The 22293-nt window shown below is 69.8% G+C and carries 18 protein-coding genes; 6 read left to right on the top strand and 12 right to left on the bottom strand.

Annotation, left to right across the window (positions count from 1 at the left end):
- Positions 1–12: 12 nt before the first annotated feature.
- Positions 13–1437 (bottom strand): MFS transporter, encoded by a 1425-nt coding sequence (locus Psi02_RS16300; RefSeq protein ID WP_203974953.1) that lies wholly within the window; start codon positions 1435–1437, stop codon positions 13–15.
- A gap of 336 nt (positions 1438–1773) precedes the next feature.
- Here Psi02_RS16300 and Psi02_RS16295 point away from each other — a divergent pair, with 336 nt between their 5' ends.
- Entirely contained in the window at positions 1774–3009 is a 1236-nt protein-coding gene (locus Psi02_RS16295) for an RCC1-like domain-containing protein (RefSeq protein ID WP_203974951.1), read from the top strand.
- Positions 3010–3131: 122 nt separating this feature from the next.
- Here the strand turns inward: Psi02_RS16295 and Psi02_RS16290 are convergent, their stop codons facing one another.
- On the bottom strand, positions 3132–3485 hold the full coding sequence (locus Psi02_RS16290; RefSeq protein ID WP_203974949.1) for a ricin-type beta-trefoil lectin domain protein: 354 nt from the start codon (positions 3483–3485) through the stop codon (positions 3132–3134).
- Positions 3486–3503: 18 nt separating this feature from the next.
- Positions 3504–3665, bottom strand: a complete 162-nt coding sequence (locus Psi02_RS16285; RefSeq protein ID WP_203974947.1) for a hypothetical protein — start codon at positions 3663–3665, stop codon at positions 3504–3506.
- A gap of 534 nt (positions 3666–4199) precedes the next feature.
- Between Psi02_RS16285 and Psi02_RS16280 the strand changes: the two genes are divergently transcribed.
- The 4 genes from Psi02_RS16280 (at position 4200) to Psi02_RS16265 (ending at position 9618) form a co-directional block, all read left to right on the top strand.
- Positions 4200–6557 carry an RICIN domain-containing protein gene (locus Psi02_RS16280; protein WP_203974946.1) on the top strand — a complete coding sequence of 786 codons (2358 nt, stop codon included), beginning with the start codon at positions 4200–4202 and terminating at the stop codon, positions 6555–6557.
- 529 nt (positions 6558–7086) lie between these two features.
- Entirely contained in the window at positions 7087–7962 is an 876-nt protein-coding gene (locus Psi02_RS16275) for a COG4705 family protein (protein ID WP_203974945.1), read from the top strand.
- A gap of 148 nt (positions 7963–8110) precedes the next feature.
- Positions 8111–8461, top strand: coding sequence for an ArsR/SmtB family transcription factor (locus Psi02_RS16270; RefSeq protein ID WP_239094933.1), 351 nt, complete (start codon positions 8111–8113; stop codon positions 8459–8461).
- Positions 8462–8610: 149 nt separating this feature from the next.
- On the top strand, positions 8611–9618 hold the full coding sequence (locus Psi02_RS16265) for a zinc-dependent alcohol dehydrogenase family protein (RefSeq protein WP_203974943.1): 1008 nt from the start codon (positions 8611–8613) through the stop codon (positions 9616–9618).
- A 156-nt stretch (positions 9619–9774) separates the two neighbouring features.
- Here the strand turns inward: Psi02_RS16265 and Psi02_RS16260 are convergent, their stop codons facing one another.
- The 4 genes from Psi02_RS16260 to Psi02_RS16245 form a co-directional block, all read right to left on the bottom strand.
- Entirely contained in the window at positions 9775–12186 is a 2412-nt protein-coding gene (locus Psi02_RS16260; RefSeq protein ID WP_203974942.1) for an RICIN domain-containing protein, read from the bottom strand.
- A 162-nt stretch (positions 12187–12348) separates the two neighbouring features.
- The gene (locus Psi02_RS16255) at positions 12349–12753 is read right to left on the bottom strand and encodes a spore-associated protein A (protein ID WP_203974941.1); all 405 of its coding nucleotides are present in this window, start codon (positions 12751–12753) and stop codon (positions 12349–12351) included.
- 297 nt (positions 12754–13050) lie between these two features.
- Positions 13051–15756 carry an ATP-binding protein gene (locus tag Psi02_RS16250; protein WP_203974940.1) on the bottom strand — a complete coding sequence of 902 codons (2706 nt, stop codon included), beginning with the start codon at positions 15754–15756 and terminating at the stop codon, positions 13051–13053.
- Positions 15757–15873: 117 nt separating this feature from the next.
- Entirely contained in the window at positions 15874–16281 is a 408-nt protein-coding gene (locus Psi02_RS16245; RefSeq protein WP_203974938.1) for a hypothetical protein, read from the bottom strand.
- Between the two features lie 364 nt (positions 16282–16645).
- Here Psi02_RS16245 and Psi02_RS16240 point away from each other — a divergent pair, with 364 nt between their 5' ends.
- On the top strand, positions 16646–17809 hold the full coding sequence (locus tag Psi02_RS16240) for a lactate 2-monooxygenase (RefSeq protein WP_203974936.1): 1164 nt from the start codon (positions 16646–16648) through the stop codon (positions 17807–17809).
- Between the two features lie 4 nt (positions 17810–17813).
- On the opposite strand, the gene Psi02_RS16235 is transcribed toward Psi02_RS16240, so the two are convergent.
- The 5 genes from Psi02_RS16235 to sigK form a co-directional block, all read right to left on the bottom strand.
- Entirely contained in the window at positions 17814–18071 is a 258-nt protein-coding gene (locus Psi02_RS16235) for a hypothetical protein (protein WP_203974935.1), read from the bottom strand.
- Positions 18072–18407: 336 nt separating this feature from the next.
- On the bottom strand, positions 18408–19025 hold the full coding sequence (locus Psi02_RS16230; protein ID WP_203974934.1) for a fasciclin domain-containing protein: 618 nt from the start codon (positions 19023–19025) through the stop codon (positions 18408–18410).
- A 44-nt stretch (positions 19026–19069) separates the two neighbouring features.
- On the bottom strand, positions 19070–20695 hold the full coding sequence (locus Psi02_RS16225) for a molybdopterin-dependent oxidoreductase (protein ID WP_239094932.1): 1626 nt from the start codon (positions 20693–20695) through the stop codon (positions 19070–19072).
- A gap of 53 nt (positions 20696–20748) precedes the next feature.
- Entirely contained in the window at positions 20749–21540 is a 792-nt protein-coding gene (locus Psi02_RS16220) for an anti-sigma factor (protein WP_203974933.1), read from the bottom strand.
- On the bottom strand, positions 21537–22130 hold the full coding sequence (sigK, locus tag Psi02_RS16215; protein ID WP_203974932.1) for an ECF RNA polymerase sigma factor SigK: 594 nt from the start codon (positions 22128–22130) through the stop codon (positions 21537–21539). Before sigK ends, Psi02_RS16220 begins: the two co-directional genes overlap by 4 nt.
- Between the last annotated feature and the right edge of the window lie 163 nt (positions 22131–22293).

Raw genomic sequence — 22293 nt, 5'->3', positions numbered from 1 at the left:
CAGGCTGAGGCGTCAAGGCGTGGTGGCGCTCGCCGGTCGGCCGCCGGCCCCGCGGGACTCGGGGTTCCTGGAATCCGGACGGCTCGGGCGCTTGCCCAGCATGGTCAGAGCGACGACCAGGCCCGCTGCGGCGAAGACGGCGGCAGTCGCGAACGCGGTGCGGTGCCCGGAGCTGAGGGCGAGCGTCGCGGGCCCGCCGATCGCGGACGCCCTCGCGGTGGCGACGCTGGAGCAGATGGCGACGCCGAGCGCGGTGCCGATGGCGAAGGAGGTGTCGGCGAGCCCGGCGGCCAGGCCCGAGTCGCGCTGGGTGACTCCGGTCAGCGCGGAGATCTGCGAGCACACGGCCGCCGTGCCCATCCCGGCGCCGAACACCAGCAGTGCGAGGAGCAGGAGGCCGAGCGAGTAGTCGGTCGAGAACCGGGTCAGCAGCAGGCAGGCCGTGCCCAGCAGCACGGTTCCGGAGGCGGCGAGCCGCCGTATGCCCCAGGTCGTCACGTGCCGGCTGAACAGCGCGACCGCCACCGACGCCGCGGTCATCGCCGCGGCCGCCAGCCCGAACTGCACGGCGGACCAGCCCAGCACTCGCTGGACGTGCGATGTCAGAGTGATCAGCATGCCGTCGACCGACATCCCGGCGATCAGCAGCAGCAGGTTCCCCCCGACCAGCACCCGCGAGCGCAGCAGGCGAAGCGGCAGCAGGGGAGCCGCGGAACGCCGTTCGATCGTCACGAACAGCGCGACGAGCACCGCCGCCGCGGCCGGCAGCCTGCCGTCGAACCCGTCGCTCGGCACCCGGCTGAGGACGTACACCAGCAGGACGAGTGCCGGAGTGATCGCCAGCGCGCCCGCGAGGTCGAACCCTCGTGTGTGTGCACGACTCTCGTGGAGCAGCGCCGGCGCCAGCAGCAGGACCGTCGTCCCGATGGGCACGTTGACCCAGAAGACCCACTGCCAGCCGAGTGTGTCGGTGATCAGCCCGCCGAGCAGCAGCCCCGCGGTCGCCCCGAACCCGCCGAGCCCGCCCCAGACGCCGAGCGCCCTGTTGCGCTCCGGGCCCTCGGGGAAGGCGTTCATCACCATGGACAGTGCGGCGGGAGCGATGATCGCCGCCGAGACGCCCTGCAGGGCGCGGGCGGCCACCAGCACTTCGAGGGAGGGCGCCAGCCCGCACAGCAGCGACGACAGCACCCGCAGCGCCATCCCGGCCAGGAACACCCTGCGGCGTCCCAGCACGTCGGCGGCCCGGCCGGACGGTAACAGCAGGCCGCTGAAGGCCAACGCGTAGGCCGTCACCGCCCACTGAATCGCGGGGCCGCGCAGCCCCAGATCACCCTCGATGGAGGGCAGGGCCGACAGCAGGCTGGTGCCGTCCAGGATGGTCATGAAAAACGCCGTTCCCAGCAGGGCGAGCACGTGCCGGCGGGTCCTTCTCATGACGGCCCCCTGCTCGGTGCGGGTCGGCGGATTCCCTCTGTCCCCGCGGGTTCCGGCGTCCGGACACCCGCTTCTGAATGGTTAGGCATGTACTTAACTATTCGCTCACGTGCCAGCAATAGTCAAGTGCCTGCTTAAGTATTCGCTTGGAGTGACTGCCCCTGGTTCACAACACCACCTCACGTAACTGCAATCCGCCGTCAAGTGACCATCAACCGGCCCGCCCCACCCTGCTGTCGTCTGGCGTGGAACGGTCCGGCGCAAGGCCGGGCCGGCGGCGGCAGGCACCGACCACAGCCGACGACATGGCTGCTCCAATCGCAAAGGACGCATCGCATGACTGATCTGATGCCTGAGGCTTCGCCCGGCTCTCCTCACACCGGGCCGGCAGGAGCGGGACGGCTGCGAAGGTGGGTGCCGGGCGTCCGAGTGCGGACCGCGGTGGTCGCCGCGGTGCTCGCCGTCGTGACCGGTGGCGCTGTGGCGGCGCTGAGTCCCACCGGGTCGGCGGCTGCCACCGGCGGCAACTCCTACGCGTGGGGACAGGGTGGCTTCGGGCAGCTGGGCACCGGGACGCCGCTGACCAACTCGGCATCTGTGCGGCCGATCGCCCTGAGTCACGCGACCCAGGTCGCGGGCGGCGCCTACCACAGTGTCGCGTTACGCGCGGACGGCACCGTGTGGGCGTGGGGAGACAACAGCAAGGGCGAGCTGGGAAACGGGACGACGACGGCCAGCTCGTCACCTGTGCAGGTGACCGGCGTGAGCGGAATCGTGCAGGTCGCCGCGGGCTACAACGACAGCCTGGCGTTGCGTTCGGACGGCACGGTGTGGGCCTGGGGCAACAACGCCTACGGGGAGCTCGGTGACGGCAGCACCACCAACCGCGCCACCCCGGTGAAGGTGGCCGGGCTTACAGGGGTGACCCAGATCGCCACCGGCGGGTACCACAGTGTCGCGTTACGCGCGGACGGCACCGTGTGGACCTGGGGCTCTAACCTCTTCGGGGAGCTCGGCGACGGCACCACCACCAACCGCGCCACCCCTCTCGCGGTCAGTGGCCTGAGCGGGGTGACGCAAATCGCGAGCGGCTACTACCACGGTGTCGCGTTACGCACGGACGGCACCGTGGTGGCCTGGGGCAACAACGAATTCGGGCAGGTCGGTGACGGCACCACCACCAACCGCACCACGCCCGTACAGGTGGCCGGGACGACAGAGGTGACCCAGATCGCCGCCGGCGGCTACCACAATCTTGCGGTGCGTTCGAACAGCACAGTGCTCGCCTGGGGAAGAAACGCCAGTGGGCAGATCGGTGACGGAACCACCGGCAACCACACCACCCCCGTGCAGGTGTCGGGGTTGAGCGGGGTGACGCGGATCGCCGGTGGCCTTTCCCACAGCCTCGCGGTGCGCTGGGACGGCACCGTGGCGGCCTGGGGAGACAACTACTACGGGCAACTCGGCGACGGCACCTTCACCGGCCGCCGCACCCCGGTCGCCGTGCCTGGGCTGAGCTGGGTGACCCAGATCTCGGCCGGGGACTACCACTCGCTGGCGACAACACAATAGGTGGCGCTGACACCACGGCGGTGGGGCGCAGGCGTGGTGCGGGGAGAGGAGGAGTGCCGTCCCGATCACCGCCTCGGCCCGGGTGACCTGCGGCCACTACGCCGTTGCGCCCCTCACACGTGCTAATTCATCCTGATCTTGTACCAGCATTCCGTATAACCAGTCCCATAGCCCAAGTGCACGTGGTCGGTACCGACGTTGTTCATGAGCCAGCCGTCCGCGATGTCGGATGAGAATTGGGAGAGGGTGATTCCTGACAGGAGTCTCCAGTGCCTGCTGGTCCAGTCGTCGCATGGGCCGGATTTGACGTCCTCATCCTCGGCGACGGCGACCAGGCACTTTCCCGTCCACCTGTTCTTCAGCCGCCTATAGGGCTCGCCCAGCTCGTCCACATTCCATGCGCTGTTGAGCCAGTACCACTGCTGGGCGGTGCCGCCGTCGCAGTCGACGGCGCGGATGACACCGCTGGACCACATTGTCAGGCACTTGTCGGTCTAGGCATTCTGGAAGGACCAGTAGATCACACCGGAGGCGGCCTGCTGACTGGTGGCCGAGGACGTCTGAACGTCGGCGGCCGAGGCCGTCTGAGCGGAGACGGCCGTGGACAGGAGCGTGGTCAGGCTCAGTGCCGCAACGGCGATGATGCGCTTACGCATACGGAGGGACCCCTTGATCTATAAGGGCGATCGGGGTGCCAGATTGACTTTCAAGATCAAACAATGGGGAGTCGTTTCGGGAGCCGAACATGAACACCTGATTGACGACCGGCGGCTGTCATGCTGCCGACCGGCGTGACGATCCCTCCGATGCGGGCCCCTGGTCCAGCGGAACCGTGGCTTTGGTCGCGGTGCTTCGCATCATGATCTTCAATCGGTCCCGCAAGTGGCATCGACCGTTCGCCTTGTGATCATCTTCCGTTTCGCAGACTCCGAATATTTCCTCAGTGAACGTATTTCGAGCGAGGGACGGCCCGAAGTGGTTTGAGCGGCACGCCCACACGTATTACCAAGCCACGTCCGACCGCCTTGACAAAGGTCATCTCCGATGATTTCCCGCTCCGTCCGCATGCGAACACAAAGGGAAAGTGCTTGAACGGCTTAAGGCGAAAAGTCAGGAAAACTGGCCGGTATAGATTGCTGGCCGCGTCGCTCGGTGCGACGTTGCTCGCGACCTTGATGAGCGCCATGCCCATGCAGACCGCACATGCGGATCCGAGTGGAGCACCCACGTACCGGGCGCTCGCCGGAGGTGGCTCCGCGACCACGGACGCGTTGATGAACGCGCTCGCGGAAAAGGTGACGGTGAACGGCCAGAAGGTGCTGTCGTCCTACGACGCGGCCCGGCCTGGGCTGACGAGCACGATCACGACCAAGGCGAACTGCACGGTGAACCGGCCGGCAGGCGACGCCTCAGGCCAGATGGCCCTGGGGAATTCGGTGGCGTGGGGCGACGGCTGCCTCGACTTCGCCCGGTTGGCGGGCGAGCCGCACCAGCAGTCGATCGCGCCGGTCAAGGACGTGACCTACCTGCCGTTCGCGGTGGACGGGATCACCTTCGCGATGAACACGTCGAAGAACCTGTACGGACCGAGCCTGACCTATCTTCGCGGTGTCTACACCTGCGGATCGACGCCCGGCATCACGCTCCACCCGCTGCTACCGGCATCGGGATCTCAGTTGCGCAGCGAGTGGCTGGCCGCGCTGGGCATCCGTGAGGAGGACGTGAGCGGCGGAAAGTACCCGTGCGTCAAGGACACGAACGCCGGCCAGCCGATCCGGGAGAACGACGTCGCGCCGGTGGCGGCGGACCCGGACGCGATCATGCCGGTGTCGATCGGCCGCTACGTGGCCGAGGGATGGCCCAACGTGCGAATCGGGAACATCCGGTCGGTTCCCGAGTCGGATGGGCGAGGCCCCGTGGTGCCCGACACCGAGGTGTTCCCCGGCGGGGTCGGCTACGCCATTCACCGCGGGCAATTGCGGGATCTGAGCCTCGACGAGCTGCGGAGCATCTACCAGTGCTCGACGTCGTACATCGACGGGAAATGGGTGACGCCGGTGCTGCCGGGGCCGAGCCTGGTCCGGAGTTGGTGGCTGCAGACGATGGAGATGTCCGAGGCCGACATCGAGGCCGGCCAGTACCCGTGCCTGCGGCTGTGGCGGCCGGACGACTCGCCGCCTCCCGTCGACGACGGGTTCGGGATCGCGGAGCACGAGATCGTCCCGTTCTCGATCTCCGAGTACCTGCGGCAGGCGGTCGTCCTTGACGAGTCCCAGGTGGTCAAGGACAAGCGTTACGGGCTCGTGCTGGGCGGGCTGGTCCAGGGCGACGGGGTCGTGAAGCGGCCGTTCGTGCTCAATTCGTCCTTCGGACGCCCGTTGCTCCACCGGCTCTACAACGTCGTCCCCGCGGAGAAGCAGCGGGCCACGCCATGGCGGGAGGTCTTCACCGGCGACACGTCGCTGATCTGCCAGAACACCGCGCTCATCGAGACCTATGGCTTCGTTCCGCTGGCGCCGGAGGCATGTGGCGGCGGAGCACAGATGCTCTCCGATCCGACGCCGCCCTCCTACACGATCCGCAACGCAAGGAGCGGCAAGTGCCTGGAGGCAGCCGGAACCTCCAACGGAGACCCGGTCGTTCAGCGGACCTGCGGCAGCGCCGCCGCGCAGCGATGGAGCTGGGCGGGAACGGACAAACTGCAGCTCAAGAGCGCGAACAGTGGCAAATGTGTTGCGACTACGGGTGACCTGTCCGGCGCGCAGGCCGTCCTGGCGCCGTGTGGTTCCGATACCGGGCAGCAGTGGATGTCGACGGCGGGGGCGGGAAGCACCGCGGTCGGCTTCAAGAACGTCCGCAGCGGCAAGATGCTGACGGTCCCGGGCGGCGACACGGCGGACGGGGTCAGGGTCGTGCAGTGGACGGCGGACGGCTCCTCCGAACAGAGCTGGACGCTCCAGACGGCCACGACGGCCTCGCCGGGGGAGGACGTTCTGAGCGCGCCGACGACCCTCGCGGCCACGACCGGCACCGGTCCGGCCGCCACCCGTCTGACCAGCGCCGCCACGACCAGCGAGTTCGTCGCCGCGCACTATCCGGAGCGCATGGTCGACGTCCGCCACGGAAGGTGCCGGTTCCAGGGCTGGTGGAGGATGGGCGCCTACGGCAAGGGCGGCGCGAGCGCGCCGATCGGCGGCACCTTCCTCTACGTCGACGGGTACGTCGACGGCCCCAAATGCCTGGTCACGATGGAGTTCCGCGGCGTCAACTACGATCGGCGAGCCGATTGGCTCATGTCCACGGACCATTGGTTCGACGCCAGTAAGCCGACCGGCCCGGGAAAGAACGAGCGCTGGATGTTCTGGGGCCCGATCCAGGGCGGGTCCTACGACATCAAGGTCGGCAACGTCCCCTATCTGCTGAACTTCAAGCTCAAGGACCTCACCACCACCGACGTCTCCTTCTCGACCGGCCAGGTCTGGGGGCCGAAGGCCAACTGGTGCGCCGGCTGGCCCCCGCCCGGAAGCCCTCCGGGATGCTCCGCGTGAGTGGGTGGGCCCGGATTCTCAGCCCGGTCGAGGATCGGGTGAAGATCGGGTGGCGTGACCCCGCGAAATAAGTGACGTAGACGGCGGCACCGGGTGTGCCGCCGTCTACGTATGAGGTGCCGGACAGGGTGCGCCGACCGACTACTGGCGGACGAGGCCGCGTTCGCGGCGCTCGGTGCTTCCCGGTCCTTGAGGTGAAGTTCCGTCTTTGCTTACCCGATCCTCCCGCGCTGCCCGATGCACATCAGTAGCCTTTAGTGATGTAGTGATTACTGATGGTGATGCGGCGCGGTTGTGGCGCATGGAGCGAGCTGACGATCTCGCGGCTTCGGTCGACTCCGCCCGGCGGCATCCGCCGCTGGAGACGCCCTGCTGAATCGACGCGAGGGCGATGCGATCGTGCAGGTGTTGAACGGGGCCCCGCACTCGCCCTCTGGCCGTCGCCCCGCCGTCTGGGGCGTCAGGCGCTCCGGAGCGTCGTACCGCATCTCCGCAAGGCATCGGTCACGGGAAGTGAGGGGACTCAAGCGTGCGAAACGACGACCAGGCGCCCAGTAGGGACATGCACTGGATCCAGCGGCCCGGCGACTACGTGATGAAGAAGCTGCCCGAGGTCACGCTGGCCTTCTGGATCATGAAGGTCGCCGCCACCACGCTCGGCGAGACCGCCGGCGACCTGTTCGCCCAGACGCTGAAGATCGGATACTTCCTCACCACGGTCGCGCTGCTCCTGATCTTCCTCGTCACCCTGGTGATCCAGCTCGCCTCCAAGCGGTACAACCCGTTCTTCTACTGGACGGTAATCCTGTCCACCAGCATGGCCGGCACGACGATGTCGGACTTCATGAACCGCGACGCCGGCGCCGAATACCTGCCCGATGGAGCGACGTCGCTGGGCTGGGGGCCGCAGGGCCTCGGCCTGGGCTACCCCGCCGGCGCCGCGATCCTGATCTCGATCCTCGTCGCCGTCTTCGTCGTCTGGAAGTTCACCGGGCTGACCTTCGCGATCCGTGACATCGACACCTTCCGCGGCGAAACCCTCTTCTGGTCGGCGATCCTCGTCTCCAACACGCTCGGCACCTCCCTGGGCGACTTCCTGTCCGACAGCTCAGGCCTCGGCTACAGCGGAGGCGTGGTGCTCATCACCGCTCTGCTCGCGCTGCTTCTCGCCTTGAAGTACGTCCCCGCCGTGCCCAACGTGCTGCTGTTCTGGCTCGCCTTCGTCCTGACCCGACCCTTCGGTGCCACCGCGGGTGACCTCCTCACCAAGCCGACCGCCAAGGGCGGTCTCGACCTCGGAACCGTCGGCTCCTCCGCCGTCCTCCTCGCCGTCCTGTTCGGCCTCATCGGGTGGGCCCATCTCCAGGAACGCCGCGACAACCTCGCCATGGCGAGCGTCTCCTGAGCCCACATGCCGCACGCCGGTGAGTTCCCTTTCCGGGGGTGCATCTCGGTGCGGCCGGCACCGGTGAGATCGATCTTGGAGCAGGTCCGGTTTCGATGCCGGTCGTACTATGGCCGGATCGGATCGATGCCGTCTCAAGGAGTCAACCGTGGCCCGCCCCCGCACCGCCGCTCGGACTGTGGAACACCCCGATCTGTCGGAGGTTTCGCTGCAGCAGGTCCTGGAGGCGTTGGTGGATCCGGTCCGGCGCATGGTGGTGTCCCAGCTGGCCGGGGCGGGTGAGGACAAGAGTTGCGGCACCTTCGACGCGCCGGTGTCGCTCTCGACGCTCACCCACCACCTCAACGTGCTGCGCGAGGCCGGCGTGATCCGGCAGTACTACGTGGGGACGGCGAAGCTGAACACGCTGCGCGCGGATGAGATGGAAGAGCAGTTCCCCGGCTTGCTGACGGCCGTGGTGGACGCCTCCGCCGCGGAGTCCGAGGCGGGCGTGGCCTGAGGTCGCCCGGTCGGCGCCGCTCGCCCGACGAGTACATCTTTCGATGGTGCTCAATATTTGACGGCCATCGAACTTTGGGCCAGGGTGGATGTGAGCACCGAGCTCAATCGGTGCACTTCCCCGATTGCCGCCCCTAGGACGGATGCGCCATGGCAAGACTTGTACAGTTCGACCGGCTCGGCGGACCCGAGGTCCTGACCCTCCGCGACGTGGAGGTGGGCGCTCCGGGAGCGGGAGAGGTGCGGATCCGCGTCGACGCGATCGGCCTGAACCGGGCCGAGATCATGTACCGCGAGGGCGTCTACTTCGACAGGCCGGTCTTCCCCTCCAAACTCGGTTACGAGGCCGCAGGTGTGGTCGAGGCGGTCGGCGAGGGAGTGGGCGGCCTCGCCGAGGGCGACCCGGTCGCCGTCGTGCCCTCGTTCCTGCAGAGCGAGTACGGCACCTACGGCGACCACGTCATCGTTCCCGCCGCCGCCGTCGTCCCCCGTCCGGCAGATGTCGACCCCGTGCAGGCCGCGGCCGTGTGGATGGCCTACATCACCGCCTACGGCCCCCTCGTCGAGTCCGGCCAGGTACGTCCCGGCGACCATGTCCTGATCACCGCGGCCTCCAGCAGCGTCGGACTGGCCGCCATCCAGATCGCCCGCCACATCGGCGCGATCCCCATCGCCACCACGCGCGGCATCGGCAAGAAGCAGTGCCTCCTGGACGCCGGCGCGGCCCACGTCATCGCCACCGACGCGGAGGACCTCCCTGCCCGCGTCAAGGAGATCACCGGCGGTGAAGGCGTCCGCCTGGCCTTCGACCCGATCGCCGGCCCCGGCGTCGAGACCATCGCCCAGGGCATCGCCCCCGGCGGCAGCCTGGTCGTCTACGGCGCTCTCGACCCTCGCCTCACCCCGCTGCCCAACGCGCACGCCTACCCGGAACTGACCAGCAGCACCTACAACATGCACGCGATAACCACGAATCCTGAGCGCCTGCGCCGCGCTGTCGCCTTCGTCAACGCGGGCCTCGCCTCGGGATCCTTCACCCCGGTCATCGACCGCACCTTCGACCTCGCGGACATCGCCGCGGCCCACCACTACGTGGAGGCCAACGGCCAGGTCGGCAAGATCGTCGTCACCGTCGCCCACGACGACGTGACGTCGTGAACCGGAGACGTGGTCCGGCCGGCGATACGTCGTGTCGCTCACCGGTGATGAGGTGAGAGTCCCATCGTGGGGAGCCTCATGAGCACGAGATGTGCGCCCCGGCATGTCCCGAGCGGGGTGCGCGGGAGATGCCGGGGCGCGGGAGATCCGTGGGTGTCACGCGGTGCAGCCAGGCGGGCTGCTCGGCGGGCGCCAGTGGTCGCACCAGTTCGCCTTCGGTCCCCAGACCTGACCGATCGAGGGAAGACCGTTCGGGTCGGTCATGTCCTTCAGGGTGTAGCTGAGGAGATAGACCATGTTGTTGATTTTCGGCACGTAGGCCCCGCCGAGGATGGGGCCCCAGAACTTCCAGCGCTCGTTGTGGCCGCTCCAGGTGGGCTGACTGGCGTCGTAGTAGAAGTCGGCGGTGAATGACTCCACGATTCTCAACTGGTAGCTGACGACCTGCAGCTGCATCGTGATCGCGCACTTGGGGCCGACGACATACGCGGTGGTGTCCAGGAAGGCACCACCGATGGGCCCGGTGCCGGGCCTGAGGTTCGCCTGGCTCCACCAGCCCTGCATTCTGCACCTGCCGTTGCGGAAGTCGACCATCCGCGCCGGGTAGGTCACCGAGGCGTACTCGCCGGCCGCCGCCTTCGCCGGTGCGACGCCTGCCGTGGCGGAGACAAGCGCGCTGGTCGGCGCGCCCGTCGTGTCTTCATCGAGTGCCGCGGTGGTGGCGGTCTCCAGGGTCCAGCCCTGTTCGGGGCCGTTGTTGACCGCCCACTGGATCACCTTGGCGCCGTCCGCGGTGCTGCCCCCACCGGAGACCGACAACACCAGCGAGCTGTTGAGGTTCTTGAGGCGGTTCTGTGCGCCCGCCGGGTCGGCTTGCAGGATCCATTGCTGTTCGTTCCCGGTCCCGCAGGGCCATTGGATGGCCTGCGCGCCGTTGGCGGTGTTGCCGCCGCCGATCGCCAGGCACTGCCCGCTGCGGGTGTTCTTGAGCTGCCGTCCCGTCGTCCCGTACCAGGTCCACCGCTGTTCGGTGCCGCCGCTGGTGCAGGTCCGCTGCACGGCCTGCGCGGCGCTGGCGGTGCTTCCGCCGTCGATCGCCAGACATTTGCCGCTCTTCACATTCCGGATCCGGTAGCTGGGCGGCGCCGGGTCGGTAAGCGGGCGATCGCCGCCGCCACAGGCCTCCGGGGCCAGCGGGGTGAACCCGTAGGTCTCGATGAGCGCGGTGTTCTGGCAGATCAGCGAGGTTCTTCCGGTGAAGACCTCCCGCCACGGGCTGATCCGCTGCTTCTCCGCGGGGATCACGTTGTACAACCGGTGCACCAGCGGACGGCCGTAGCCGGTGTTGAGCACGAACGGCCGTTTCACCACCCCGTCGCTCTGAATGAGGCCGCCCAGTGTGCGGTCGTTGCGTTTGTCCACGGTCGTCACGCCGCCGCTGTAGCCGACCGCCTGGCGGATGTACTCGGCGATGGAGTACGGCAGGATCTCCGTCCTCGCCGCCACGGTGCCGTCGTTGACCGGGATCGGGGCGCCGTCGCTTCCTTTGGTGCGGATGCACGGGTACTTGCCCGCGGTGATGTCGGCTTCGGTGATGCCGACCCTCGCCAGCCACGCCGACCGTACCGAACTCGCCGCCGGGAGCACCGGCGTCACCGGAGCCGAGCCGATCTCCGTCATCCGGCACTGGTAGACGTCCGTCAACTCCTGGGCGGTCAGCTCGCCCGTCAACGGGGTGTACGAGGTGTAGCCGACGCCGTCGGGGAACGCGGCGGTGTTGGGCACCACCGGACCCCGCCCGTCGGTCTCCGGCGCGAGCTGGATGTTCCCGATCCGGACGTTGCTCCATCCGCGCGCCACGTACTGCCCGATCGACACCGGCAAGATCGCGGCATGGTCGGTGTTCAGCGGCGAGATGTCGTTCTCGCCGATCGGCCGTCCGGCCGAGTCGGTGTCCTTGACGCACGGGTACTTCCCGCCGCGCACGTCCTCCTCGCTGATGTCGATGGCCGCCAGCCACTCACTGCGCAACTGCGACCCCGAGGCCGGCAGCAGGGGGTGGAACGGCGTCGAGGTGGCCGCGCAGGTGTAGACCGCGTGCAGGAAGTCCAGGCTCGGGCCGTTCAGGACGTTGCCCCGGTTCGTCGCGTACGTGATCCCGTCCAGCGCGTACGGCATGTACGTGACGTCGGTGACCGGGTTGATCGACTGCTGGATCGGCTCGCCAGCCAGCCGGGCGAAGTCGAGACACCCGTCGCCGGCCCCCATCGAGTACCGCAGGGCGCCCTGTGCGCTCGCGTCGTCCGCCGGGCGGGTCAGCGTGCAGCCCGGATTGGTCGCGGGGTCCTTGGTGGTGATCGTGGCCGAGTTCAGCGGGGGGGTGGCCGCGGAGTAGGAGGCCAGCACTTTCTGCCCGTTCACCGTGATCACATTCGCCAGCGCGTCCATCAGGCCTTGGGTCGTCGCCGAGCCGCCGCCGGCCAGCGCCCGGTACGTCGGCGCTCCGGCCGGGTCCGCCCGCGCGACCTGGGCGGGCAGGCCGATCAGCATGCTCGCGAGCGTTGCCATGCCCAACGATGCGGCCAGTAGTCTGAGTCGTTTCTTACCTTTTCGTCGTATGCCGTACAAGGGCTTCCCCTTATGTTCAGGCCTGCCGTACGGAAATCAGTGATCGGAAAGACCCCGCGCCCCATTGGCCGGGGAGCGGGGTCCACGCACCTGGGCGACGGGTCAGTCGCAGAACTCCCAAGGGCTGACGTAGGTGCCGTCGTCGATGCCGGACAGGCCGCTCCACTCGATGCACTTCGACGGGGCGTGCACATACACAGGGCCGGCGTAGGTGCTGTACATGTCCACGTCCTTCTGCATCGTGCCACCCTGGTACCGAAGGTAGACGCCGAGCTGGTGCTTCTTGCCGTCCGGCTTCTTCAGGAGGGTGACGGCGCAGTTGTCGCCGCCGCTCTTGTACAGCACGTAGACCGTCGCGTAGGCGCCGACGGCGTGCGAGTCGAGCACGTAGTAACCGGAGCCGCAGATGCTGGCGGGGGTGGCGGCGGAGGCCGGAGCCGCCATCACCGTGCCGGCCAGGGCCGCGGCACCCGCGAGCACGGCGGTCCGCTGCAAGATGTTCTTCATGGGGGGCCTTCCCGTCGAATTGGCCGTTATCCATCGGCAACGGTATGAGGGCGCGATCTTCAAATGAATCCGACGGAATGCTCAAAATCGCCACGAGGGCGGCTCTGGCCGTTCACCGGCGGTCCGTGACGGGTTAAACCGGTCGCCATTTCGAATTCGACCGCGATCGGAGAACTAAGTCAGATGACTCAATTCGTTCCCCGCAAAGGTTCGTGCGACCGAAGAGCGTGTGCCATGTCCGGCAGGCCGCGTATATCCGCCGGCATCGCCTCCACACGGGCACGTGCCCGGACTCGGTCAGAGATCGAGGTCGAGGGCGGCGAGTTCGGTGCGGGTGGTGATGCCGAGCTTGGGGAACGCCCGGTAGAGGTGCTGGGCCACCGTGCGCGGACTGAGGAACATCTGCGCTCCGATGTCACGGTTGGTGGCACCGGTCGCGGCGAGCCGTACGACCTGGAGTTCCTGAGGGGTCAGCCGGCCGACCAGGCGGGATTCGGGGACACGGGTGGCAGAGCGGTCGCCGGTGGCCCGTAGTTCGGCCTGGGCGCGGCTCGCCCAGAGCTCCGCCCCGGTGCGCCGGAAGATCTCCAGAGCCGCCCGGAGCTGGACCCGCGCCTCGGTCTTGCGATGCTCACGCCGGAGCCACTCGCCGTAGACGAGCAGCGTGCGCGCCCGCTCGAACGGCCGGTCCTCGCACGCTCCCGGCCCCAGGGCCGTCCTGAAGTGGTGTTCGGCCTCCTCCGCCGGGCTGACCAGGGCGCGGCAACGGGCCACGATGGACGGGCCGCACGGGTCGAGAAGCTTCCCGATGTCGGCTTCGAGTTCGCCGACGAGCCGGGCCGCGATGCCGGGCTTCCCGGCCCGGATCGCGGCCTCGACATGGTCGGCGGTGCTCCGGGCCCATGCGGTGCTGTACGGCCAGGAGCGCCACCGGTTCTCCATTCGGCTCAGCGCGGATTCGTAGCGGCCGCGACCGAGATCGAGCAGGGCCAGCGCCCAGGTGGCGTCCGCCGCGCTGGGCGGGGCGCGATGGTCGTCGGCATAGCGGATCGCCTCGTCGGCGTAGGCGACGCATCGCTCGTCGTCCCCGTCCAGCGCCGCCAGCCAGGCGAGCAGGCCGCGCAGATAGGTCGCGACCGAGCCCTGGCCCGTGTCGGCCGCGATCGTGAGGGCCTGTTCGGCCGACTCGGCCGCGGCCTGATGCCGCCCGAGCAGCGCCTGAGCGCAGGCCTGGTGAAAGAGCGCGTTGGCGAGGTGCCCGATGAGCCCGGTCGTCCGGGTCTCGGCGACCATGGCCGCGGACATCTCCAGCGCCGCCGACGCGTGCCCGGCGACGGTGAGCACGCGCGCCGTCCAGGTCCGCTCCCAGACCGAGGTGGGACGGAGCGCGAAGAACATGGCGGGGTCGGCGACATCACCCGCGATGATCTTGTAGAAGCCGCGTGCCTGACGCATGTACGGCTGGAAGTCGTGGTCCGCCGGCAGATCGAGGGTGTCCAGGATCGCCACCGCTTCACCCGCCAGCGGGAGGTCCACGCCGTGCCCGGCGTAGTAGGTCGCCAGCACCAGCATTCCGGCGGCCTCGGCCGGCGCCTCGACGGCGATTTTGACGGCTCCGTCGAGCGTGAGGCGCGCGGCGACCCGCGGGCTGCCATGCTCGAACTCCAGCCGGCCACGGGCGTTGGCCAGCCGGGCGAGGACGACCGGTTCATCGGTGAGCCGCGCGGCCGCGTCGCACAACTCCTCGGCGCGCTGGAACAGGCCGGCCTCGATCGCCGCCATGGCGGCGGCCGACAGGCGCCGGCTCTGCGCCGTACCGTCCTCGCTGAGTTGTGCCGCCCGCTCGTAGGCCGCGACGGCCGCGGCCTGGCCGTCCCGTTGCACAGAGCTCTCCGCCGTCCGTTCCAGGGCGGCGGCGGCTCTCTCGTCCGGTCCGAACGCCGCGGCGGCGAGATGCCAGGCCCATCGGTGCGGATCGCTCCCGGCGACGATGCCGGCAAGGGCCTGGTGCACGGTACGCCGTTGGGTGAACAGGGCGCCCTGGTAGGCCGCGGTCCGGACCAGCGGATGCCGGAACCGCACCGAGCCGGCGGTGACGACGACGAGTCCGGCCTGCTCGGCTTCGGCCAGGGCCGTCGTCGGCACCCCGAGTTGGTCGGCGGCCCGCATGACCGTGCCCAGCTCACCGGTGCCCTCCGCCGCGACGATGACGAGGAGATTCCTGGTGGCCTCCGCCAACCGGTCGATCTGCCCGGTGAAGGCGCGTTGCAGGCGTTCGGTGATCGGCAGTGGATCAGTGGGCGAGTCCTCGTCTCCCACCGTCTTGGGCAGTTCCCGCAGGGCGAGCGGATTGCCGCCCGCGGCGGCCAGCACCCGGTCTCGGAGCCGCGCCGACAAACCGGGAGCCTCCTGGGCGAGCAGGGCCGCCGCCGCGTCGTGCGGCAGTCCGCCGAGCCACATGACCGGCAGGTCCGTGGAGGACGACGCGTGGCCGGCCGGTCGCCCGCCGTCCCTGGCCGCCATCATCAGGCCGACGGGGTCGTGCTCAAGGCGGCGTCCCGCGAAACGCAGAGCGTCGGCGGATGCGGTGTCGACCCAGTGACCATCGTCGACCAGGCACAACAGCGGCTGCTCCGTGGCCAGTTCGGACAGCAGGGTGAGGGTGGCGAGCCCGACCAGAAAGCGGTCGGCGCCTGAGGCGGGCCCCATCCCGAAGGCGCCACGGAGCGCGGCGGCCTGGGGAGCGGGCAGCACGCCGATCCGGTCGACGACGGAACGCAGCAGAAGGTGAAGGGCGGAGTAGGGCAGCTCGGCCTCACCCTCGACACCCGCCACCCGGAGCACACGCATGTCCCGCCCGGCTCGCATCACCGCATGGTCCAGCAGAGCCGACTTGCCGATTCCCGGATCGCCCTTCAGCACGAGGGCCCGTCCCGTGCTCGCCCGGACATCGTCAACCAGCCGATCGATGACCCCGAGCTCCGGGTCTCTCCCCAGCAACACTCCTGTGATCTTACGGCGAGACGATCACGGAGGCACCGGTTGTCGCCAACCTCGCCCCGCGGACATTCTCGTCCCTTCGAAGGGGCGCCCTCGTACGGCAAGGCCCACCCGGGTTCGTCAGGGGTGATAGCCCCGGCCGCCGGGCTGGGTCTCCTTCCACTCGTCGTAGAAGCCGTATCCGAGCGCGTAAACGGACATGAAGGAAACGGCGACGATCACGACGACGCCCAGCAGCGCGAGGATCCATGCTCGGCGCGGGGTCGCGGCCCGGCGGGAGCGCGACCACAACACGGCCGCCGCCGGGTACCCGACGAGGGGGGCGACGCCCATCGTCACCAGCCCGAGCCAGGTCCCATCGGAGCCGCCGAGCAGCGATCTCACGGATATCACCACGATGAACGCCGCCCACGGCAGCGTGATCATCCCTACCGGCACGGCCGCGCAGGCCAGCAGCGCCGGGGGGAGACGAAGCGCGAAGGGCCGGCGCGGGCTCAGCTCAGGGGCCGTGTCCGTGGTGTCGCTCATCGCGTCTGGGCGGACGAGCGTGCCCGGCGCCGGGACCTCGCGGACTCCCGTGCCCTCGCGCCACCGGGCGGCATCAGGCCCGCGCTGCTCAACCGTCCAAGATTCATACCGGTGAGACTACGGTCCTCCGCTGGGAGTCCCGGACGAGGAAATCGGATCCCCGCGGGGCCACCACGGGGGAGAGAGCCAAGCTGCCTCACCCGGGCGGAAATCGCAGGCGTAGTGTCGACGGTATCGAGATCTTGCATAGTGCAAGGTGCGAGGTGGGGCGGTCGATGATCGCCCGCAGGAGACTCGCTGATCGCCCGATGCGGCCGCACGGCCGGACACCCGCCTGAGCCGCGTCACAGGAAGGGGAGCGATCATGGCTGTGCTCGCCGATTATCAGCGCGAAATCTATTTCCGCGGGCTCGAAGGCGTGCTGCCCGGCCTGCCGACCGACCTCGACGCGCTGGAACGGACGGCGGGAGAGCGGCTCGAGCCCCGGGCGTTCGCCTATGTCGCCGGGGCCGCCGGCACGGAATCCACCGCGCGTGCCAACCGCGCGGCCTTCGAGCGGCACCGCATCGTCCCGAGGATGCTGAGCGGCGTCGCGGAACCGGACACGTCGCTGGAGTTGTTCGGCGCGCGGATGCCCGCGCCGGTTCTGCTCGCCCCGGTCGGGGTTCTGGCGATCATGAATCCCGAAGGGGAGCTCGCCGTGGCCCGCGCCGCGGCAGGCCTCGGCACGACCATGGTGCTGAGCACGGCCGCCGCCCACTCGATCGAGCAGGTGGCGGAGGCGAGCGAGGGCGGCCCCCGGTGGTTCCAGCTCTACTGGCCGAAGGACCGCGACCTGGCAGAAAGCTTCCTCGACCGCGCGCGGGCGGCCGGCTATCGCGCCCTCGTCGTCACGCTGGACAGCCACACGCTCGCCTGGCGGCCGCGTGACCTGGACCAGGCATTCCTGCCCTTCCTCCGAGGGATCGGCCTCGCCAACTACGTCACCGATCCGGTGTTCCAGAAGGCGGTCGGCTCTCCGATCGGCGACCACGACCTGCACGACGCCGTCCTCGCCTGGACGGCGACCTTCGGCGACGCGTCATTGAGCTGGAAGGACCTCCCGTTCCTGCGGGAACGCTGGGACGGCCCGATCATCCTGAAGGGCATCCTGCACGCCGACGACGCGCGCCGCGCCGCCGCCGCGGGGATGGACGGCGTCGTCGTCTCCAACCACGGCGGACGGCAGGCCGACGGGGCGATCGCCTCGTTGGACGCCCTGCCTGCGGTGGCCGCGGCCGTGGGGGACCGGATCAGCGTGCTGTTCGACAGCGGGATCCGCACCGGGTCGGATGTGATCAAGGCGCTCGCCCTGGGCGCCAGGGCGGTGCTGCTCGGCCGTCCCTACGTCTACGCACTCGGGCTCGCGGGGGAGGCGGGAGTCCGCCATGTGATCCGCAGCCTGCTGGCCGATCTGGACATCACGATGATGGTGTGCGGCATCCCGAGCCTCGGGGAGATCACTCCGGAGGTGCTGGCCGGCCCGTGACCCGCTACGCGGCCTCGGCGGCCTCGCCCACCCCTATCAGCGCGGGGTACCGGCGCTGATGGGCGAGGAAATGGCCCGCCCCGACGAGAAGCACTATCGGCCACTCGACGATCTCCATGACGCCGAGCAGTCCCAGCACCGCGTAGAAGGCGAGGCGGTCGGGCGGAGGCATGGTCACCGTCCCGACCAGCGGCAGGGTGACACGGTGCGGCTCGTCCAGTTTCCTGCGCGCACTGGTGATGACGTGCGATGTCTGGGCCATGGCGTCCTCCGAGGGCGACATATCGAGCGTGAGTCGAATGGCGGTGATGAATCACGTCGTATGCCCGCGATGCCCGGCGGGGAGTGTCCGGTAACACCAGTTGACGAGCACTTTGCCCCTTATGTGCGAGCGAGGGCTGACATGTTCCACGCCCTCATCCGGTCGGCCGTCACCGCGTGATCGCCCCGGCCGTCCTCGGCGGGTGGTGACCTGAGGCGTGGTGACCTGATCGGGGACCGTCCGGCCGTACGGCGTCACGCCGACCGCGCACACGCGGGCGGCACCGCCCTCCCGGAATTCAGGGCGGTGCCGCGGCCCCGCGTCAGCCGGAGAGGGTCAGCTCTTCGGCATCAGGACGGTGTCGATGATGTAGACGGTCGCGTTCCTGGTCGGAACGTCGCCGCAGACGACGTTGGCGCCACCCGCCGTGAAGTTCTCACCCGAGCCGGTCGTGGTCACCTTGGCGCCCTCCAGCGTGGTGAACGAGCCGTTCTCCAGGTCGGCCGGAGTCTTGCGACCGGCGACCACGTGGTAGGTGAGGATGCTCGTGAGCGTCTTCTTGTCGGCCAGCACCTTGTCCAGCGTGTCCTTCGGGATCTTGGCGAAGGCGTCGTTGGTCGGCGCGAAGACGGTGATGTCCTCGGCGGAGTTGAGCGTGTCGACAAGCCCTGCCTTCTTCACCGCCGTGACCAGGGTGGACAGGACGGGGTTGTTGGAGGCGGCAGTCGCCACCGGGTCGTCGGCCATTCCGGTGAAGCTCCCCTCGCCGGAGGCGGGCACGGCCGAGCAGGCGGTGCCGAACGGCATGGCCACGGCGGGCGCCGGTGACATGGGGGCCTGGGTGGCCGGCGCGGCGGCGGTGGACGCCGGGGTCGCCTCTGTGCCGCCGCCGCACGCCGCGGACAGGCAGAGGGCTCCCGCGAGGACGGGCAGGGTGAGCAGGGTCTTCCTCATGATGATCTTCCTTCGGGTCGGGTCGGACTGATGATGGGGAACGGTCATCGGACGGTCACGAGGACCGAGTGGCGGCCGGTCGCGCCGTCGGGAAAGGGCGGCGTCCGCTGCGACGGCTGGACCTCGCCGGCGGTGTCGGTGGCGCGGACTTCCAGATGGTGGTCGCCGGGCGTGGCCGGCCAGTCCAGGTGCCACTGCCGCCAGGTGTCGGGCGTCGGCGACGGAGCGAGAAGGGCCTGCGTCCACGGCCCCTCATCCACCCGGACCTCGACCGCGGCCACCCCGCGGTGCTGGGCCCAGGCGGTCCCGGCGATGGTGGTACGGCCTGCCGGGATGCGGGCGAACGCCTTGGGGACCTCGATGCGGGAGGCGGTCTTGATCGGGGCGTTCTCCGCCCATCCGCGGCGGGTCCAGTAGGCCTGCTCGTCGGCGAAACGGGTGAGCTTGAGCTCGGTCACCCATTTGGTCGCCGAGACGTAGCCGTACAGGCCCGGGACGATCATGCGGGCGGGGAAGCCGTGCGCGGCGGGGAGGACCTCGCCGTTCATGCCGATGGCGAGCAGCGCGTCGCGGCCGTCGAGGACGGCTTCCACCGCGGTGCCGCCGGTCCACCCGTCGGCGGAGCGAGAGAGGATCTGGTCGGCCCCGGCCCGCACTCCCGCCTCGCGCAGCAGCCCGGCCAGGTCGACGCCGAGCCAGCGCGCGTGCCCGGCGTACGGGCCGCCGACCTCGTTCGACACACAGGTCAGCGTGATGTCCCGCTCGACGAGCGGCCGGGAGAGGATCTGGTCGAAGGTCAGCTCGACCGGCCGGTCGACCAGCCCGTGGATGCGCAGCCGCCAGTCCCGGTACGGCACGCGCGGGACCACCAGGGCGGTGTCGACCCGGTAGAAGCTCCGGTTCGGCGTGGTGAAGGAGCTCAGCCCGGGCAGGCGCAGATCGCCGCCCGGGAGCAGGGGCCGTGCGGGATCGGACGGCAGGGGCAGGGTGAGACCGGCGCCGCCGGCCGCGGCATCTCGGGCGGCGTTCACCGCACGCGCGGTCCCGCCGCTGATCGCGGCGAAGCCCAGCACCGCGACTCCCGTTCGCAGCAGCGCCCGCCTGTCGGTACGAACCGTCTCGGGCGCCGTCTCCTGCAGCCGTTCGGCTGCTTTCCCGGGCGCCGGTGCGGCTGCTTTCCGGTGCGTCGTCTGCGGCGCGGTTTCGAGGGCTCGGTGCGGCTCCCGCGGTGCGCGGGCTCGGCGCAACACCAGAAGGGCCGGCGCACCCGTGACGGCCGCCACCAGCGATGGCAGCGCGTCAGTGGGCACCGCGTCGGGGCGCGACAGCGCCGCCACGGTCGCGACGGCCCCGAGCGCCGCCAGGCCGCCGGCCGCGACGCGGGGCCGGCGGGTCGACAGGACGCCGACGGCGGCCGCGCACGCGGCGACCGCGGTCACCAGGCCGAGCAACAGGACGGTCTTGTCATTGGCTCCGAACGTGCGGATCGCGAAGTCCTTGAGCCATGCGGGGGTGAGGTCGATGAACGCCGAGCCCACCGCGAGCAGGGGGCTCGCCTGCGGCCGGAGCAGCGCGGCGCCCAGTTCCGCCGCGCCCAGCGCCGCCGTCGCCGCCAGCAGGCCGGAGACGGCTGCTGCGATCGGAGGGCGGGCCCGCTTTTCGACTGTCACATCAGGGCTTCGGAGCCCCCGCGACTTCGGATTGGTCCGGAGCGATCCGGTTTTCAGGCAGTGGGCAGATTAAGCAGGAGGAGCGGCTGGGTGGTGGGCTGCTCCGAGCCGCCCGCGGGTTCGACGGTCACTCCGACCTTGGTGGCGCCGTCCGCCGTCGCGGCTACCACCGGCGAGATGTAGCCGGTGCCGTCCTGGCGGAACAGGCCGGCCGAACGCGCTCCCCGTGGGCCGATCTGCCAGAGCTGGTAGGTGCTGCTGTCCGGCAGGGCGGCCAGCCCCGAGGCGAGGAACACCATCTTGCCCTGGGAGCGGGAGACCACCACGGTTCCGCCCGCGGCTCCCGCCGGGACCGTGGTCGACCGCGCGTCCGGTGCCGCGAGCACGGCGGTGACCTCCCGGTCGGCCGCTCGCAGCTGATCGAGGCCGGTCTGGGTCCGGACCGTCACGACGCCGAGCACGACCGCGGCCGCCACCGCCGTCGCGGCGATCGCGGCGGCGAGCCGGGGCCGCCAGCGGAGCCATCCGGCCAGGAGGCCCCGCCATGGCCGCGCCGGGGAGCCGGAGAGCGCGGAACGCGGCGACGGGGCGACGAGTGGAGGCAGCTGACGGACCTGGCCGATCTCCGCCATGATCCGGTCACGCAGCGCGGGAGAGGGCTCCACGGCCGCGGCCTGTCCCAGCCGCGCGGCCGTCTCCGCGAGTCCGCGCACCTCCTGGGAGCACTCGGCACACCGGGCCAGATGTCTCTCGAACCGGCGCAGTTCGCCGTCGTCGTCGATGGCGTGCAGCGCGTAGGCCCCTGCCAGCGCGTGCACGTCGGGCCCACCGCCCTGGCCGGTCATCGTTCCACCCCCAGGCAGTCGCGCAGGCGGATCAGCCCGTCTCGCATCCGTGTCTTCACCGTCGCCAGCGGAACCTTCAACAGCTCGGCGACCTCACGATAGGAGTATCCGCCGTAGTAGGCGAAAGTAACCGATTCTCGCTGAAGATCCGTCAATCCCGTCAGACATCGCCGGAGCCGTTCCTGCTCCAGCCGGGCGGCCACCGACTCGGCCACCTCGTCGAACGGCCGGTGCACGTCCATCCGCGCCGCACGGGACTCCCGGTCGGCGCCGGCCTGGGCCGACCGGACACGATCGATGGCGCGGCGATGGGCGATGGTCATCACCCACGCCATCGCCGAGCCCCGCTCCCGGTCGTAGCGGGCGGCGGCGCGCCACACCTCCACCAGGGCCTCCTGCGTGACTTCCTCGCTCTGGGCCCGATCACGGACGACGCGCAGCACCACCCCGTAGACGGGGGCCGAGACCAGCGCGTACACCTGCTCGAACGCACCTCGGTCTCCGCGCGCCACCCGGCTCAGCAGTTCGTCCAGACCGGGCGGGCCGGCATGCGGACGCCCCTCCGGCGGCGACTCGTCCTCCGGTCGCATGCGCGCCCTCCCATCGCAGCGTCGAGTCACCCGATGAAATCACCGGGCGGAACCAGCCGCCCAGACTTCGGAGCCGAAAGGCCGGCGGATTGGTCCCATTTCGCGACGTGCCGACGATGGACGACGGAACGGCGGGTGAGACACGACACCGCCCGTCCCAGAA

It is taken from the genome of Planotetraspora silvatica, from assembly GCF_016863315.1.
In the GTDB taxonomy this organism is placed as follows: Bacteria; Actinomycetota; Actinomycetes; order Streptosporangiales; family Streptosporangiaceae; genus Planotetraspora; species Planotetraspora silvatica.
The sequence above is the reverse complement of the archived record's forward strand: the minus strand, read 5'-3'. Positions and strand labels throughout refer to the sequence as shown.